Source organism: Streptomyces sp. NRRL WC-3618, from assembly GCF_001280005.1.
GTDB lineage: Bacteria > Actinomycetota > Actinomycetes > Streptomycetales > Streptomycetaceae > Streptomyces.
The window spans coordinates 67,420-84,042 of the sequence record NZ_LGDW01000062.1 but is presented as its reverse complement, the minus strand read 5'-3'; the positions used below and the strand labels follow the sequence as shown (position 1 = coordinate 84,042).

The window sequence follows — 16,623 nt, the reverse complement described above, 5'->3', positions numbered from 1 at the left end:
ACGCCCCACACGGCGCCCCTGTCACACAGGACGCAAAGATCGGCCTCCGGGTTGCCCCCCGACAGCGTGCGCGATGATGGAGGGGTTCCGCCTCGCTTTTTCGCCATTCGCTACCACTGATTCGCTTGACCGTCCCTTTTCATCCACCTTTCGCCTCGTTCGCCAGGCTTACCGTCTCCCCCCGGAAGGGCTCCTCATGGCACCGCGCATCCTGCTGGCCCGGCACGGACAGACGGAGTGGTCGCTGTCCGGCAAACACACCGGCAGGACCGACGTCCCCCTCCTGGAGGAGGGCCGGCGCGGCGCCAAGCTGCTCGGCGAACGGCTGCACCGAGCGCCCTTCAAGGGGCTCGCGGACGTCGAGGTGCGCACGAGCCCGCTGGTACGCGCGCGTGAGACGTGCGAGATCGCCGGGTTCGGTGACCGCGCGGCCGAGTGGGACACGCTGATGGAGTGGGACTACGGGGCGTACGAGGGCATGACCCCGGCCGACATCCAGGCCGTGCGGCCGGGCTGGCTGATCTGGCGGGACGGGGTGCCCGGCGGCGAGAGCCTTCAGGCCGTGACCGCGCGCGCGGACGAGGTGGTCGAGTGGGCGCGCTCGGAGGATCGTGACGTACTGGTGTTCGCCCACGGGCACATTCTGCGGTCGATAGGCGCGCGCTGGCTGGGACTGCCGCTCGACTTCGCGGCCCGGATCAGACTGAATCCGACGTCGTTGTCCGTCCTGGGATGGGCCTACGGCGCCCCGGCGATCGAAAGCTGGAACGACCAGGGACACCTGGCCGGATAACCGGGTACCTGCCTGTGAACGCCGGCTGGCTGGAGCGCCCCTTCAGGGGCGCGGGGCTGTGACATTGCGCGGCTCCGCCGCGTGGGCGCGACCAGCCCCCACGGGCCCGCGGCCGAGGACCGGCCGGGAGCGACACCTCAAGCCGTGCGCGGCACACTCGCGTGGCGTTCCAGGAACGCAGACACCCCCGCCGCCCGCCGGTGAGGCAACAGCACCCGTGCTGTCGCCGCCAGCATCGTCTGGATCCGGGAGGACTGGACCTCGTCCAGCAGATCCAGCACCCGCATGCCCGCCGTCGCCGCCTCGTCGGGCTGGCCCCCGCGAGCGAGGTCGTCGGTGAGTTCGGCGGTGTAGAGCGCGATGTTCCTGGTGAAGTGCGGGTTCTGGAGATGCGCCGCACGCCGCGCGTGCCGGGCCGCCCGGCGCCAGTCGCCCAGCGCCGACCAGCACTGCGCCTCCAGGCCCTCCAGCTCGGCCTCCCCGTAGAAGCTCATCCACTCGGGGTCGGCCTCCGAGGAGCCGCGTCCGTACAGCGCCTGGGCCCGTGCCAGCGCCTGTTCGCAGCCGGCGCGGTCGGCGAGGCCCGCCCAGCCGCCCGCCTCGCGCAGCGCGAGCAGCGACATCAGCCGGGGTGAGCCCAGGGGCCGGGCCACGCGCTGCGCGGCCTGCGCCGCTCTGACCGCCTCGCGCGGGCGCCCCGCGTCACGCGCGAGGAACGCCGTGTTGCAGAAGGCGTGCGCCTCCAGGGCCGCGTCCCCGGCCACCCGGGCGGTCGCCAGCGCCTCCGCGTAGTGCGAGCGCGCGTCGTCGAAGCGGCCCGAGTCGTGTGCCAGCCAGCCGACGGAGATGGCGAGTTCACCCGCGCCCGCGTGCAGCCGGTCGGCGGTGGTCTGCCGTACCGCGCCCGCGTCGAGCAGTTCGTAGGCGGCTCGCAGCGGGGCGGCGGCGCGCCGGTAGAGACCGTCGGCGCCGTGCCGGTCGTCGAGCAGTCTGATGCGGCGTACGGCCTCTTCCAGCGCGCCCGCCTCACCGGCTCCGACGCGGCGCGTGGGACGGTCCGCGGCCGAGGCCTCGTAGGCGAACCCGAAGGGGCTCAGGGAGGCGGCTGCCACAGTGGCACCGCCCGTCATGAATGCGCGACGCAGCACGTCGCTCTCCTCGTAGTTGTCGTGCGTCTCGTACGGGTCCTGCGCGTCCTGCGTGTCATACGGCTCGTACGCCCCCGCCGTCTCATCGGTGTGAGACGACGGGATCGCGGGATACTCAGGGGGCGCGTCCTCCGTTTCGCGCGCCCCGCGTCCGCGTACCGACGCGCGGGGCGCGAACCCCAGGTCGGCCAGGGTCCGGCCGGGGAACATGTGCAGGAACACCCGCTCGTACGCGTAGTTGGGACAGCGGATCTCACCCGCCTCGACCCGGCCGACGTAACGAGCGTCACAGCTGACCCGTTCCCCGATCTCGCGGGCGGCCCGCCGTACCGCCGCGGCGAACTCGCCCGGAGAGCGCTGCCCGCGCAACTGCCGAAAGGCGAGGTTCGGTCGTGGCGGCCGCGGGGACTGCGACGAGGTCACTGTTGACGACGTCATGGCCGGGCCCTCTCTGCGAACCGTCGAACCGTGCCGGATTCCTGACGTGTGGGAACACTTATCCATCGGACGTCCTGTTTCCGGCGGGCAAGAACGTACCCGCTGCGCACGACCCGCCATGCGGGGTTTGGCTACAAACCGGATATCTCATCCACGATCTGCCATGAACTGCCATCCTTTGCGGCGGTCTTGTGCCGTAGCCGTTGACGTTGCGACGCGTTGAACCCTGTGGACCGGGAGCCACCCGAACTCCCGACCCACTCGTTTCAGGAGGGGTTCCGTGGTGGAGGCCGGGATGGAGATCAGTCAGAGCACCGATCCTTGTGCGTCGTTCGCAGGGCGTACATCACTCGCGTTGCCCGCATCGGCCGCGTCAAACACAGTGCCCAACTGTGATTTGGTGACGGTTCCGGCGCGGCAGGGGCTGGAGGCGGTCGACATCCTGCGCAGGGGCGCGAGTGACGCCGTCGGCCCCGTACTGCATGACGACGGCTGCGACACCCTCGGGTTTCTCGTCCCGCCCGGCACCGCCGCGGCCTGGGACGTCCCGGGCAGCATCTGTACGGAGACCAACGGGCGCGGCCTGAGCCTCGCGGTCCCCGATCCCGTACCCCCCGTCAAGGGGTCGGACTGGCTGCTCCCGCCCGGTGACGCGGATCTGGCCACCGACCCGGCGGTGCTGCGCGCGGCCCTCGGTGAGGCGGCCCGGCTCATCGAGGCGGCCGACAACCGCCGCTGACCGATAATGCGGGAATGGGAAAGTCCAGAAACGCGCGGCGCGGGCAGTCGGCGGCCGACGCCGTCGTCGAGACGGTCGACGGCGGGCTCGCCGAGCTGGTCCCCGACCGGGACCGGGCGCGCGCCTGGACCCTGCTCATCGACGGCGCCCCGCAGTCCCACGTCGACCTCGACGACCCGGCGTACCTCTCCTTCGAGTACCAGCGCCGCCTCGGTCATGTGATCGACCTTGTCGCCCCGCCGGGCAAGCCCGTGCAGGTCGTGCACCTCGGCGGCGGCGCCCTCACGCTCGCCCGGTACGTCGCCGCGACCCGCCCCCGGTCCACCCAGCAGGCCGTGGAACGGGACGCGGCCCTCGTCCAACTGGTCCGCCGCGAGCTGCCCCTGGACCCGAACGCCCGTATCCGGGTGCGCTCCGCCGACGCCCGCGAGGGACTCGCGAAGATCCCCGACGGCTGGGCCGACCTCGTCGTCGCGGACGTGTTCAGCGGGGCGCGTACCCCGGCCCATCTGACGTCGGTCGAGTTCCTGAGGGACGTACGCAGGGTCGTGAACGACGCCGGCTGTTACGCCGCCAACCTCGCCGACGGGCCGCCGCTCGCCCATCTCCGCGGCCAGATCGCCACCGCGGGCGCCGTCTTCCCCGAGCTGGCCCTGATCGCCGACCCGACCGTGCTGCGGGGGAAACGGTTCGGCAACGCGGTGCTCGTCGGCTCCGCGCACCCGCTGCCCATTGCCGAGCTGACCCGTCGCACCGCCTCCGACCCGCACCCCGCCCGCCTCGAACACGGCCGCGCCCTCACCGACTTCACCGGCGGAGCCGTACCGGTCACGGACGCGGCGGCGGTCGCCTCCCCGGCACCGCCACCGTCGGTGTTCCGCTGACGCCGAACTCCACCCGGATCCCCCGGACATGCCCCGGGGCGGGACGCGGCACCCCCCTCCGGTGCCGCGTCCCGCCCGTTCAGAATCCCCCGCCGAACTCCCGGAGGGTCACACGGCGTTCGCGGGCGGCAGGGTGCCGGTGCGTGCCACGCGGCCGTACCAGAGGGCGCTCGACTTCGGGGTGCGGGTGAGGGTCGCGTAGTCGACGTACACCGCGCCGAAGCGCTTGCCGTAGCCGTACGCCCACTCGAAGTTGTCCATCAGGGACCACAGGTAGTAGCCGCGGACGTCCGCGCCCTCGGCGATCGCGCGCCGGACCGCCCGCAGATGGCCGTGGAGGTAGGCGATCCGCTCGGGGTCGTGGACGCTGCCGTCCGACTCGGGCTTGTCGTCGTAGGCGGCGCCGTTCTCCGTGACGTAGATCGGCAGGCCCGGAGCCAGCTTCGTGTACCGCATGATCAGGTCGTGCAGGCCCGTCGGGTCGATGGTCCAGCCCATCTCCGTGCGCTCGCCCGGGGACTGGTGGAAGAGGACCTCGTCCGCCTCCCCCGGCCAGGGCGAGAAGTCGCTCGCCCCGTGGCCGTCGGCGCGCGGGCCGTTCGGCTTGTCCTCGGCCGCCGACACCAGGGCCGGGGTGTAGTAGTTGAGGCCGAGCGCGTCCAGCGGCTGGTTGATCAGCGCGAGGTCGCCGTCCAGGACGTACGACCAGTCGGTGACCGACGAGGTGGCGGCGAACAGGGTCTCCGGGTAGGCGCCGCGCAGCATCGGGCCGTGGAAGACGCCGTTGGCCAGGTCGTCGATCTTCTGGACCGCCGCGAGATCGGCCGGCGTCTGCGAAAGGGGCCTGACCACCGAGGAGTTGAGGCTCACCGCGACCGTGTTGCGGGCCGGCATCGCCGCGCGCAGGGCCGAAGTGCCCAGCCCGTGCGCCAGGTTGAGGTGATGCGCCGCCCGCAGGGAGGCCAGCGGCTCGGTCCGGCCGGGGGCGTGCACACCCGAGGCGTAGCCCAGGAACGCGCTGCACCAGGGCTCGTTGAGCGTGATCCACTGCTCGACGCGGTCGCCCAGTGCCTCACCCATGATCTGCGCGTACTCGGCGAAACGCAGCGCCGTCTCGCGCTCCGGCCAGCCGCCCGCGTCCTCCAGCTCCTGCGGGAGGTCCCAGTGGTAGAGGGTGACCGCCGGCTTGATGCCGCGTTCGAGCAGTTCGTCGACGAGGCGCCGGTAGAAGTCCAGACCGCGCTGGACCGCCGGGCCCCGGCCGGTCGGCTGCACGCGCGACCAGGAGACGGAGAAGCGGTACGCGCTCAGGCCCAGGCCGGCCATCAGCTCCACGTCGTCGCGGTAGCGGTGGTAGTGGTCGACAGCGATGTCACCGTGGTCGCCGCCGGCCGTCTTGCCCGGCGTATGGCTGAACGTGTCCCAGATCGACGGGGTGCGGCCGTCCTCCCGCACCGCCCCCTCGATCTGGTACGCGGAGGTCGCCGCGCCCCAGAGGAAGGCGGGAGGAAAGGTCACAGGGGTGATGGACTCAGGCATGGAAGCGCTCCCAAAGGAGGTCGGGGAGACCGACGGGTGGAAGGAGAGGGAAGTGGGGGGAGTGAGCGAGGGGGCCGAGGCGGCGGTGACCCGGCCCCCGAGAGTTCCCGTACGAAAATGCCCTGACGAAAGTCCCGTATCAAGATCCCGTACGAAGGTCCCGTACGAAGGTCCCGTACAAGGATCCGGTACGAAGGTCCTGTGCGGATCAGCCCTTGATCGCGCCGTTCATGATGCCGCCCACGATCTGCTTGCCGAACAGGAGGAAGGCGATGAGCAGCGGCAGGGTGCCCAGCAGCGCGCCCGCCATGATCACAGCCTGGTCGGGGACGTAACCGGTGCCGAGCGCGTTCAGTGCGACCTGCACGGTCGGGTTCTGCTGGTTCAGGGCGATGATCGGCCACAGGAAGTCGTTCCAGGCGAACACGAAGGTCAGCAGGCCGAGCACGGCCATCGCGGGCCGCGCCGCCGGGAAGACCACGTGCCACACCACGCGCAGGCTGTTCGCGCCGTCCATCCGCGCCGCCTCGATCAGCTCGGAGGGCAGCGCCTGCACCAGGTACTGGCGCATGAAGAACGTACCGAAGGCGGTGACCAGCGTCGGCAGGATCACGGCCTGCAACTGGTTGGACCAGCCGAGGTCGGCCATCCACAGATACAGCGGTACGACGGCGAGCTGCGGCGGGACCATCATCGTGCCGATGGTCAGCAGCAGCAGCACGCTGGAGAACTTGAACCGCAGCTTGGCGAAGGCGAATCCCGCCAGCGTCGAGAACAGCACCGTACTGACCGTGATGGTGCCGGCGACGAGCGTGCTGTTGAGCATCGCCGTGCCGAGTCCCACCTCGTCCCACGCGGCCTGCAGGTTCTTGAAGAGGTTCGCGCCGAACCACAGCGGTGGCGGTGTCTGGGCGAGCCGGGTGTTGTCGCGGGAGGCCGCGATCGCCGTCCACAGCAGCGGGGCCAGCGAGATCAGCGAGAAGACCGCCAGGACGACGTAGGTGAGCGGGCCCGCGTGCAGTTGCTTGCCCGCGCCGATCATCCGGGGGCGCCGGGAGCCCCTGCCGCCCTTCGGCTTCGACTTCGTGTCCATGTCCGTGTCCGCCTGAGGCAGCGTCAGATCACTTGTGGTCATTGGGATTTCCTCAGACGTCGGGTGACCAGCATGTTGACCGCGGCGACGATCAGCAGGATCAGGAACATCGACCACGCGATCGCGGACGCCTTGCCGAGGTTGCCGATGATCCAGCCCTGGTCGTACATGTACAGACCGAGCGTCTGGTACTGGTGCTCGGAACCGCCCTTGGACCCGCCGAACAGCAGGGGCTCACCGAAGAGCTGGGTCGCGCCGATGGTGGACACGACCACGGTGAACAGGATCGTCGGCCGGAGCATCGGGATCGTGACATGGCGGAACTGCTGCCAGCGGTTCGCGCCGTCGAGAGCCGTCGACTCGTACAGGTCGGCGGGGATCGCCTGCATCGCCGCGAGGTAGATCAGCGCGTTGTAGCCGGTCCATCGCCAGATCACGATGCTGGAGACGGCGAACTGCCCGCCCCAGTCGGACTCGCGCCAGTTGATCGGGTCGACCCCGACGAAGTGCAGCAGCCAGTTGATCATGCCGCCGTCCCACGAGTACAGCAGCGTGAAGACCAGCGTCGCCGCCGCCACCGAGGTGGCGTACGGGGTGAGCATGACCACCCGCCACAGGATCGAGCCGCGCAGCTTGTAGTTGAGCAGGTGCGCGATGCCGAGCGCCAGGAGCAGCTGCGGCACGGTCGAGATCAGACCGATGGTGAAGGTGTTCTTCAGGGCGTTCCAGAAGAAGTCCGAGGACCACAGGTTCTTGTAGTTCTCCAGACCCACCCAGGTCTGGTTGTCCAGCGAGGACAGCTGCACGCTGTGCAGCGAGTACCAGCCCGTGTAGAGGAGCGGGACCAGTCCGAAGGCCCCGAAGACGAGGAAGAAGGGGGTGATGAACGCGTATGGCGACGCCTTCATGTCCCAGCGGTACAGCCGACTGCGCCACGAGCCCGGGCCCGTGGGTGGCTTACCGCGACCTTGGGCGCCCGGGACCGCGCCCGGCTGGTCGCCGGGCGCGGTCTCGGCACTCGGCGCGGGATGCGCGAGAGCCTGCTTGGGGCTGGTCACTGGCCGAGCACGTCCTTGATCTCGTTCTTGGCCGCGTCCCATCCCTGCTCAGGGCTCTTGCCCTTCTGCTCGACCTGGAGGATGCCGATGTCCGTGATCGCGGTGCCGATCGGCTGGTCCTTGACGCCGAAGTACTGGACCGGGATGGTCTTGGCCGACGCCGCGTAGATCTCGGTGAGCGGCGCGTTCGAGAAGAACTCGACGGTGGCGGGCGCCGGCTTCAGCATCGTGTACGCCGACGGGGCCGACGGGAAGCTCGCCTGCTTGGCGAAGACCTTGGCCTGCTGCTCGGGGGCCGTCAGCCACTTGGCGAGCGCGATGGCCTCCTTCTGGTGCTTGCCGGCCGTCGGTACGCCGATGAACGCGCCGCCCCAGTTGGCCGCGGTCGGCGCCGCCGCCACGTCCCAGTTGCCCTTGCCGGCCTCACCGGACTTCTCCTGGATGTAGCCGATCATCCAGGCGGGGCAGGCCACCGTCGCGAAGCTGGCTTTGGAGAGGGCCGTGTCCCACGGGCCCTCGAACTGCTTCAGCTTCGCCGACATGGTGCTGGTCGCCACCTCCATCGCGGCGTTCCAGGCGTCCTTGACGCCCGTCGACTTGTCCCAGATGGCGTTGCCGTCCTTGTCGTAGTAGCGCTCCTTCCCGCCACCCAGTGCCGCGTTGTAGACCGAGGAGGCGGAGTCCACGAACTTGGTGCCGCTCGGCGCCTTCTTCATGTACTCCTTGCCGACGCCGACGAACTTCGACCAGTCGCCCGCCCACTGTGCGGCGAGCTTGGTCCGGTCCGTCTCCAGGCCGGCCTTCTTGAACAGGTCCTTGCGGTAGCAGATCGCCATCGGGCCGATGTCGGTGCCGAGCCCGATCTGCTTGCCGTCCTTGGTGGTGGCCTGTGCGTTCTTCCAGTCCAGCCACTGGGACTTGTCGACCTCCTTGCCGAGGTCGACGAACTTGTCCGCCTGCGTCTGCACCGCCTCGGCGACGTTGCCGATCTCGATCGCCTGGATGTCGTCGACACCGGAACCGGCCTGCAGACGGGTGATCGTCTTGGGCCAGTACACGTCGGTCTTGGTGGTGACGTTCTCCTTGATGCTGACGTCCGGGTGCAGTTTCATGTACTCGTCGTAGAGACCGGCCTGCTTGTAACCGAAGACACCGAAGGTGCCGATGGTCAGCGCGGTCTTGCCGCCGCCTCCGCCGCCTCCGCCGTTGTCCGGCTTGCCGTCGCCCGAGTCGTCGGCGCAGCCGGCCAGCAGCCCCGTCGTCAGTGTGGCGACGACCGCGAGGGTCATCACTCTGCGGGACCCGCGGGTGCTCGTGCGCATTACGTCCTCCTGTTGCCTGACGTGCCGACCCCCCGGCCAACTGCATTGTTGGGCCCGTTAGTTCGTCTTGATTCAGCGCTGCGGCTCGGGCGGGGAACGTGCGGGATGTGTATGTGTCAGGTACCGTGGGAGCGCTCCCATCGGTGATGTGTTGAAGGTTCGTCGGTCCGGGCGGGGGTGTCAAGGGCGATGACGAGAGGAGGTGCCTTCAGTTATCGGCCTGTTAACTAACGCGGCGGCTCGAAACGGACGTGACGCGGACCGGTGAAGATCGGCCAGTGCCGGAGTCGGGCCATGGGCCGCCCCGGTGGTGACATGCGCCCCTGGAAGGGACTGTTAGATTCCAGGCCAGGGTGACGACGGCGGAAGGGCGGGGCCCCAGATGGCAAGCCATGGAGCGCGGGGCCGCAGCGGTGGCCGGCCGACCCTGGAAGAGGTCGCCGTGCGCGCCGGAGTGGGCCGCGGCACGGTCTCCCGGGTGATCAACGGCTCCCCGCGGGTCAGCGACGCGACGCGCGCCGCGGTCGAGGCGGCGGTCGCGGAACTCGGCTACGTCCCGAACACCGCGGCCCGCGCCCTCGCGGCGAACCGCACGGACGCGATCGCGCTCGTCGTCCCCGAGCCGGAGACCCGCTTCTTCGCGGAACCGTACTTCTCCGACATCCTGCGCGGTGTGGGCGCCGCGATCTCGGACACGGAGATGCAGCTCCTGCTGATCTTCGCGGGCAGCGACCGGGAGCGCCAACGCCTCGCCCAGTATCTGGCCGCCCACCGCGTCGACGGTGTCCTGCTGGTCTCGACTCACGCGGACGACCCGCTCCCCGACCTGCTGGCCCAGTTGGAGATCCCGGCGGTGATCAGCGGCCCGAGGTCGGCGGCGGAAACCCTCACCTCGGTCGACTCGGACAACTACGGAGGCGGGCGCCAGGCGGCCGAACACCTCCTCTCCCGGGGCCGCCGCAAGGTCGCCCACATCACGGGCCGGCTGGACGTGTACGGCGCCCAGCGCCGCGTCGACGGCTACCGCGACGCCCTGGAGGCGGCGGGTCACGAGGTGGACGAGGACCTGATCGAACCGGGTGACTTCACGGAGGAGGGCGGCCGTCGGGCGATGACCCGTCTCCTGGCCCGCTGTCCCGACCTGGACGCGGTCTTCGCCGGGTCGGACGTGACGGCGGCGGGTGCCCGCCAGGTTCTGCGCGAACAGGGCCGCCGTATACCGGAGGACGTGGCCCTCGTCGGCTACGACGACTCGGCGATCGCCCGTCACATGGACCCGCCCCTGACGAGCGTCCGCCAGCCGATCGTGGAAATGGGCCGCGCGATGATCGACCTGCTCCTGGAGGAGGTCGCGGACCGCCGCCCGACGGCGTCCCGGGTACTGGAGCGACGCCGGGTGGTGCTTCCCACGGAGTTGATGACTCGTACGTCGTCCTGAGGGGTCGTACGTCGTCATGAGGCTCGTATCCCGTCCTGAGGGCTCGTACGCCGTCCTGCGCTCAGGCCGGGACCTTGAGCTTCAGGTCCAGTACGGGCATGTCGACGCGGCCGTGACTGTCGGCGTACCAGCGCCAGCGCGCGTGCTGCGTATCCCCGTGGACGAGCCCGGTCCAGCCCGCACCGCCCGGGCCGCACAGGGCTACCAGTCCGGGGGCCTCTCGTGAGCTCGGGGTACCCGCCACCACGACCAGTCCCCTGACCGGCCGACGGGAGGCGGCGCCGCGCACCGTGCCGTGCGCGGGGACCGGAGCGGTCACGGCCTGCGGGGTGACATACGGCAGTTGCCGCAGGCGCGGCGGTACGGCGAGCGGCGGAGCGTCGGCTGTTCCCCGCAGCACGGTCACCGGAGTGTCGGGACGGGTACGGGCGATCTCCGCCAGCAGATTCTGTACGACGTCACGGGCCACCGTCTTCTCACCGGTCACGCTGAGGACGCCGTCCAAGCGGCTGAGGTCGACGAACACGGGGCGGCCGTCGGTGTCGGTGCCTGCCCGGACCAGACAGGGCGTGGAGAGACCAGCGGGTGAGGCAGTGGGTGAGGTAGAGGGTGCGGCAGCGGGTGAGGTCACGCCGCTGTCGCCCGGGGCCTGGCGGCCGGGTGCGGCGGCGGGGCGGCGCCAGCGCGTGCTGTCGATGCTCGTCCATGGTGGGCCGGCCGCGTCCGACGCCGACAGCCACACCGTCACGCCGGTGTGGTCGACGCTCAGCGCGTGCACCGGCCTCTCGGGCTCGCGGTTCGTGGCGGCGAACTCGCCGAGGGCGTCGTAGGCGCGCCGCACCGAGTCGGTGTCCGCGTCGAACCGGCGGCTGGTCGCCCGTCGGCGCGCCAGCCTGCGACGCCGGCGCGCGGGCTCGCCCAGCTTGTTCAGGCCCCGGCGGACGGCGGCGAATCCGGTACGCACCTTCCGGCGGCCCACGATGCCGGCGGTGAGCAGGGCGAGCAGGATGGCGCCGCCGGTTCGGCGATACCACGGAGCCCGCGGTTGTCTTCGTGGCGACCTCGGGCTGCACGACCCATGTCGCAGGGGGCCCGCCGGCCGGGCCTGTCCGAGATGCTGGGCAGGGGGAGCGTGAGGGCGCCGTGTTCCCTCACGCCTCTGATGGCCCCGAGTTCTGGTTGTTCTAGTTCTGGTAGACCTTGTTGGTGCCCGGGCCGCCGGAGAGCGTGTCCGTGCCCGTGCCGCCGTGGATCAGGTCGTTGCCGCTGTTGCCGTAGATCTTGTCGTTGCCGCTGTCGCCGTACAGCTTGTCGTTGCCCTTGCCGCCGTGGATGAGGTCGGCGCCGGCGCCGCCGTGGATGACGTCGTTGCCGTCGTCCCCGTACATGCCGAAGTCCTGACCGGCGGCGGTGCCCGTGATGGTGTCGTTGCCGGTGCCGCCGTGGCACTCGGCGTCGCAGTTGGTGATCGTGTCGTTGCCGGCACCGCCGAACGGGCCCATGGCCCATACGCCTCCGCCGCCGTCGAGGCGGTCGTTGCCGTCGTCCCCGTAGAACACGGCGGCGGTGCTGCCCTTGAGGACGTCGTTGCCCTTGCCGCCGTGGATCGAGGTGTATGCGGAGCCGGTGACCGTCGCGGTGTCGTTGCCGTCACCGAGGTCGACGTCGTAGTCGTCCGAGTCGTCGGAACCCAGGGGGGCGGCCACCGTGCACTCGGCGACCTTGTGGTTGGCCGCCGACGGGTAGCTGCACTCGTTCGTGGAGATGGTGATGTCGAACGTGTCGCGGAAGGTGAGGAGGTAGTCCTCACCGAACTGGGAGGGGTCGACGTCGACGACCTTCGCGGTGACCGTCAGGTTGTTGGTCTGTCCGGCGCCGGCTCTGTACCAGAGCTCGCCGTCGGCGTGGACGAGAGAGGCCGAACTCGCCGTGGCCGCCTGGGCGTTGGACGCCGCGAACACGCCTCCGCCGAGGGCGAGAGCGAGAGCGAGAGAGGCGGTGGCGGAAATAGTCATTAAGGTGCGCATGCAGAAATAACCCTTCGCGGAATCAGTGATGATCAGGCCAGCCGAAGAAAGGCGCTGGCGAATTCGTCGTCACCGCTGCCGCCGTCGTCACGGCGGTCAGCGATCGGCGATCGAGTCGTGAGGCCGCACCTATGTGCGGGGTTGTTGTTTCCGATCACACGTTCAGACACCGCACCCCGGGCAGGGGTTGTACCGGAATTTCACTCAGTTTTCGCAGACAACCTTGGTTTCCCTGTTGGACCGTGTCCTGTGTGGTGAGGCGGACGAGCCGTTTGCAGCAACAGAGGGCTGCGGCGAGGCCGAGAAACGCCAGGTAGTTGCGGGGGTGGCGTTCGTAGCGGTGATTGAGCCGGCGGTATCCGTTCAGCCAGGACATGGTCCGTTCGATTACCCGCCTTCGGCGTCCCAGTCGTTCGCTGGACTCGATGCCTTTGCGGGCGATACGAACGCCAATGCCTCTGCCGCGTGACCATTCCGCAGGCGGGGGATGTCGTAGGCCTTGTCGGCGTGGAGACGCTGAGGCTTGAAGTAGCGGCCTCTGTAGGGGCCGTGTCTCGTTTGGTGCCCGGTGATCATGGGCTTGAGCGCGAGGCTGTCGTGGGTGTTGGCGGCCGAGACGCCGACGAGGAGGGGCAGTCCGTTCGCGTCCGACAGGATGTGCATTCTGGAACCCGGCTTGCCTCGGTCCACATCTGCGTCGACCGGGAGGAACGGCTGCTTCCCGAGGACTGCACGCCGGCCCCCGCCCCGGCCACGTCCTCGGCGCCCCCCACGACCGCCGCGCGTTGCCGCCTCCGTGAGGGAAGCCGCGGTTTCCGGCCGCCTGGCGCTACGGGCTGCGGTTCCACGACGCCCACCGGTCGACGGCCCGCTGGGTCAATCGGCTTCACTCAGCTTGCGCCTGATCTGCCTGCGCGACGTGATGACGAGCTTGCGGAACACCCTGCTCAAATGGAACTCGACGGTCGAGGTGGTGACGAACAACTGGGTGGCGATCTCCGCGTTGGTCAACCCCGACGCGGCCAGCGTCGCCACATGACGTTCCTGCGGGGTGAGGTCGAACTGGGTGTCGACCGTTCGCTTACGTGCGGTTTCCCCGGTGGCCAGCAGCTCCACTCTCGCCCGCTCGGCGAAAGGCGCGGCTCCCCAGGACTCGAAGGACTCGTACGCGGCCCGCAGTTGGACCCTGGCGTCGGTACGACGCCTGCGACGGCGGAGCCACTCGCCGAACAGCAGGCGCGACCATGCCAGCTCCACGGCCACCGGGACCTTCTCGAGCTGCGAGATCGATTCCTGGTACAGCTGCTCGGCGCCGTCATCGTCGGTCAGCAGGGCCCGGCAGCGCGCGAGCAGCCCCCACGCCCACGGGGTTCCGGCCAGCGGCGCGCGCTCCTCCATGCGCTCCATGGCCATGGCGGCGGCCTTCCGGTCGCCGGCCCGCAGTCCGGCCTCGACCATTCCGGCGAGATTGATGTCGCCGAGGACCAGCGGGTCGTGGTCGAACACCGCGAGCAGGGCGTCGAGCGCCTCCCGATACCGTCCGCGGCCGATCTCGAAGATGCTCAGGGCCTGGCCGACCCACCGGTACGTCAATCCGATCCCCAGGTTCTCGGCCATGGCGTTCATCGTCGCGACCGCGGCCCGCAGCTCGGCTTCCTGGCCGGTCCAGGCATACAGCAGGGCCTTGTGGAAGTCTCCCGACGCCCGGAATCCGGTCGCGGCCATATAGTCGTCCGCCTCGATGAAGCAGCTCTCGGCGGCGGCGAACCGGCCGTCCCAGATCTCCACGGTGGCGAAGGAGAGCAGCGCCATGCTGAGCCCGTAGAGCGCTCCGCGACCGCGGTCCGCCGTCACCAGTTTCCCGAGGATCTCCCGCTTGGCCTCGATGTCCCACAACTCGTCGCCCGCGATGCTGACCATGACGCTGAACGCATCCTGCTCCTGGAGATCGTCGGCGGTCCGCAGTCGGGCCAGGGCCGCGGCCAGGGCCGGGGCTCCCGCGGCATAGCCGTGGGCGATCAACCGCGCCAGTGCCGCCATCAACGGATCGGGGCTCCAGGCGGGCAACGCCGTTTCGTGCCAGACGTCCGCGGCTGCCTTGGCGACCTCGCGGGTGGTCGTCCCCGTGATCTGCCGGCCGCCGACGATCGCGGCGTACGTCGCCTCGCGCAGCAGATCCCAGCTCGCCGCCGGATCGGTGGAGCCGCGGTCGGCCACCGCGTCCAGCAGCATGGCGGGAACCTCGCGGGGGCGGGCACAGAACATCTCGACGGACGCCCGCAGCCGTGTCGCGTGGGCCCGGGCGACCGGCCCGGTCAGGTCGGGAGTGGCGAGATCGAGCAGCGCCCGCACCGCCGGCACATTGCCGGAGGTGAGGTGTGCCGCCGCCGCGTCGAGATATCGCTCGGCCCGCTTGTGCGGATGCGCGGTCAGCTCCGCCGCCCGGGTGAGGACCAGGGCCTGTTCGGAGTATCCGCCACGTGCCTGGGCCAGTTCGGAGGCGGCTTCGAGCTGTGCGGCCACGCTGTCGTCCGGGCCGTCGGTCGCCTCGGCCAGATGCCAGGCCCGGCGCTCGGGAGCGCTCGTGGCGGCCAGTGCCGCCTGGACACCGCGTCGCTCCTCGGCGGACGCGGCCGAGTGGACCGCCGACCGGATCAGCGGGTGGCGGAACTCGGCGACCATCCCGTGGTTCAGTATCCCCGCGGCGACCGCGGGCGCGGCCGACCGGACGGACAGCCCCAGAACGCCCGCGGCGCGCCACAGCGTCGCCTGGTCGTCCGTCGGCGTCGCGGCCATGAGCAGCAGCAGGGTCTGGGTGTCGGCGGGCAGCAGCGCCGCCGTCCGCCGGAAGTGTTCTTCCAGCTGCCGGTTCAACGGCAGTGGCTCCGGCAGTGGTGTGATCCCGGCCAACTGTTCCGAGTTCAGGTTCACCGCCAGTTCCAGAAGCGCGAGCGGGTTGCCTCCCGTGCCGGCCACGAGCCGTTCGGCGACCGCCTGGTCCAGGTGTCCGGTCACACCGTCGGTCAGCAGGGCACGGGCCTCCACGTCCGCGAGGCCCTCCAGCCGGAGCGCGGGCAGGGCGCCGAAAACGTCGTGGACGCCGGTCCCGTCCCGCCCGGCGAACAGCAGGCCCAGGCAGTCCGCGTACAGGCGTCGGCCCACGAACGCCAGGGTCTCCGCCGACTCGCGGTCCAGCCACTCCACGTCGTCGACCAGACAGAGCATCGGCGCCGCCATGGCCACGTCCGAGAGCAGCGTCAGCGCGGCCAGTCCGACGAGATGGCGGTCGGACGGCGAAGCGTCGGTCAGCCCGAACGCGGCGTTCAGGGCGTCACGCTGGCGCTGCGGCAGCGCCGGCAGTCGGCCCAGGTAGGGCCGCAGGAGCCGGTGCAGGGCGCCGTAGCCCAGTCGTGTCTCGGCCTCGACGCCGACCAGCCTGACGACTGTCAGGTCCTGGGCGGACTGGGCGGCGTACTCCAGCAGCCGGGATTTGCCGACTCCCGCGTCGCCGGTGAACACCAGGACGCCACTGAAGCCGTCACGGACCGATTCGAGCAGCCTTCCGATCGCCTCACGCTCCGCGTGCCGACCGACCATCGGCGGCCCCGCCGCATGGTGAACCCCGGACCACACTATGAGATCTCCCTTCGCGACGGTGGGCGCTCCGCAACAGGACGAAGTTGTTGTGACGGTAAGCGGGCCGGAGTGTGCAAAACGTGCCGAGAAGGTGAACGCCCCGTCGGGTGAGCGTTCACCCCTGCGGCAGCGTGAACTGTCGGTAGGGGACGACCGCGTCGCATACGGAGGCCCCCAGGGCGGCGATCCTGGAGGCTCAGCAGACGGACGTACCCCGGCAGGGCCGCCCGGTGGCGTCGATCGGCAGGATCCGGTCGGCCGTGCCGTGCGGGATCAGCGCCGGTACGTCGATCTTGGCGACGTCGGCGCGGAAGTCTGTGAGCCAGGTGGGCACGCAGGCCACCGACGCGTACGCCGACGCGCCCGCCGCCACGTTCAAATGGCCCGCACGGCCTCTTCGCTGATCCGGCTGCCGAGAGTGATCTCTCCAGGGGATACGAGGGGATACGAGGGGAAGCGAGGCGCGGCGGGCTCGGCGCCCGCCGCGCTGTGACGGCCAGTCAAAAGA

At 70.3% G+C, this 16,623-nt stretch carries 12 protein-coding genes and 2 pseudogenes; 4 read left to right on the top strand and 10 right to left on the bottom strand.

Annotation, left to right across the window (positions count from 1 at the left end; all coding sequences use genetic code 11):
* Positions 1-196: 196 nt before the first annotated feature.
* Positions 197-793, top strand: a complete 597-nt coding sequence (locus ADL01_RS09100) for a histidine phosphatase family protein (protein ID WP_053741398.1) — start codon at positions 197-199, stop codon at positions 791-793.
* A gap of 137 nt (positions 794-930) precedes the next feature.
* Here ADL01_RS09100 and ADL01_RS09095 read toward each other — a convergent pair whose 3' ends face one another.
* On the bottom strand, positions 931-2,379 hold the full coding sequence (locus ADL01_RS09095; RefSeq protein WP_053741397.1) for a hypothetical protein: 1,449 nt from the start codon (positions 2,377-2,379) through the stop codon (positions 931-933).
* A gap of 295 nt (positions 2,380-2,674) precedes the next feature.
* On the opposite strand from ADL01_RS09095, the gene ADL01_RS09090 reads away from it, so the two are divergent.
* Positions 2,675-3,118, top strand: a complete 444-nt coding sequence (locus tag ADL01_RS09090; RefSeq protein WP_234354564.1) for a hypothetical protein — start codon at positions 2,675-2,677, stop codon at positions 3,116-3,118.
* 14 nt (positions 3,119-3,132) lie between these two features.
* Positions 3,133-4,002 (top strand): spermidine synthase, encoded by an 870-nt coding sequence (locus ADL01_RS09085; protein WP_053741395.1) that lies wholly within the window; start codon positions 3,133-3,135, stop codon positions 4,000-4,002.
* Between the two features lie 108 nt (positions 4,003-4,110).
* Here ADL01_RS09085 and ADL01_RS09080 read toward each other — a convergent pair whose 3' ends face one another.
* From ADL01_RS09080 to ADL01_RS09065, 4 genes are all read right to left on the bottom strand, one after another.
* A complete protein-coding gene (locus tag ADL01_RS09080) occupies positions 4,111-5,541 on the bottom strand; it encodes a GH1 family beta-glucosidase (RefSeq protein WP_053741394.1) in 1,431 nt (476 codons plus the stop codon).
* Between the two features lie 208 nt (positions 5,542-5,749).
* On the bottom strand, positions 5,750-6,676 hold the full coding sequence (locus ADL01_RS09075) for a carbohydrate ABC transporter permease (protein ID WP_199834782.1): 927 nt from the start codon (positions 6,674-6,676) through the stop codon (positions 5,750-5,752).
* On the bottom strand, positions 6,673-7,692 hold the full coding sequence (locus tag ADL01_RS09070) for a carbohydrate ABC transporter permease (RefSeq protein ID WP_053741393.1): 1,020 nt from the start codon (positions 7,690-7,692) through the stop codon (positions 6,673-6,675). Before ADL01_RS09070 ends, ADL01_RS09075 begins: the two co-directional genes overlap by 4 nt.
* A complete protein-coding gene (locus ADL01_RS09065) occupies positions 7,689-9,014 on the bottom strand; it encodes an ABC transporter substrate-binding protein (RefSeq protein ID WP_053741392.1) in 1,326 nt (441 codons plus the stop codon). The genes ADL01_RS09070 and ADL01_RS09065 overlap by 4 nt, the downstream gene beginning before the upstream one ends.
* A gap of 382 nt (positions 9,015-9,396) precedes the next feature.
* On the opposite strand from ADL01_RS09065, the gene ADL01_RS09060 reads away from it, so the two are divergent.
* On the top strand, positions 9,397-10,452 hold the full coding sequence (locus ADL01_RS09060; RefSeq protein WP_053741391.1) for a LacI family DNA-binding transcriptional regulator: 1,056 nt from the start codon (positions 9,397-9,399) through the stop codon (positions 10,450-10,452).
* Between the two features lie 61 nt (positions 10,453-10,513).
* Here the strand turns inward: ADL01_RS09060 and ADL01_RS09055 are convergent, their stop codons facing one another.
* The 5 genes and pseudogenes from ADL01_RS09055 to ADL01_RS09035 form a co-directional block, all read right to left on the bottom strand.
* Complete coding sequence (locus tag ADL01_RS09055; protein WP_159049486.1) at positions 10,514-11,431, bottom strand: hypothetical protein; 918 nt, start codon at positions 11,429-11,431, stop codon at positions 10,514-10,516.
* Between the two features lie 205 nt (positions 11,432-11,636).
* Positions 11,637-12,467, bottom strand: a complete 831-nt coding sequence (locus ADL01_RS09050; protein ID WP_234354561.1) for a calcium-binding protein — start codon at positions 12,465-12,467, stop codon at positions 11,637-11,639.
* 166 nt (positions 12,468-12,633) lie between these two features.
* A pseudogene (locus ADL01_RS09045) lies at positions 12,634-13,142 on the bottom strand (transposase).
* Positions 13,143-13,355: 213 nt separating this feature from the next.
* Entirely contained in the window at positions 13,356-16,076 is a 2,721-nt protein-coding gene (locus tag ADL01_RS09040) for a LuxR C-terminal-related transcriptional regulator (RefSeq protein WP_053741388.1), read from the bottom strand.
* A 259-nt stretch (positions 16,077-16,335) separates the two neighbouring features.
* Positions 16,336-16,532 (bottom strand): annotated as a pseudogene (locus ADL01_RS09035) (alpha/beta hydrolase); the annotation flags it as partial.
* Positions 16,533-16,623 lie beyond the last annotated feature (91 nt).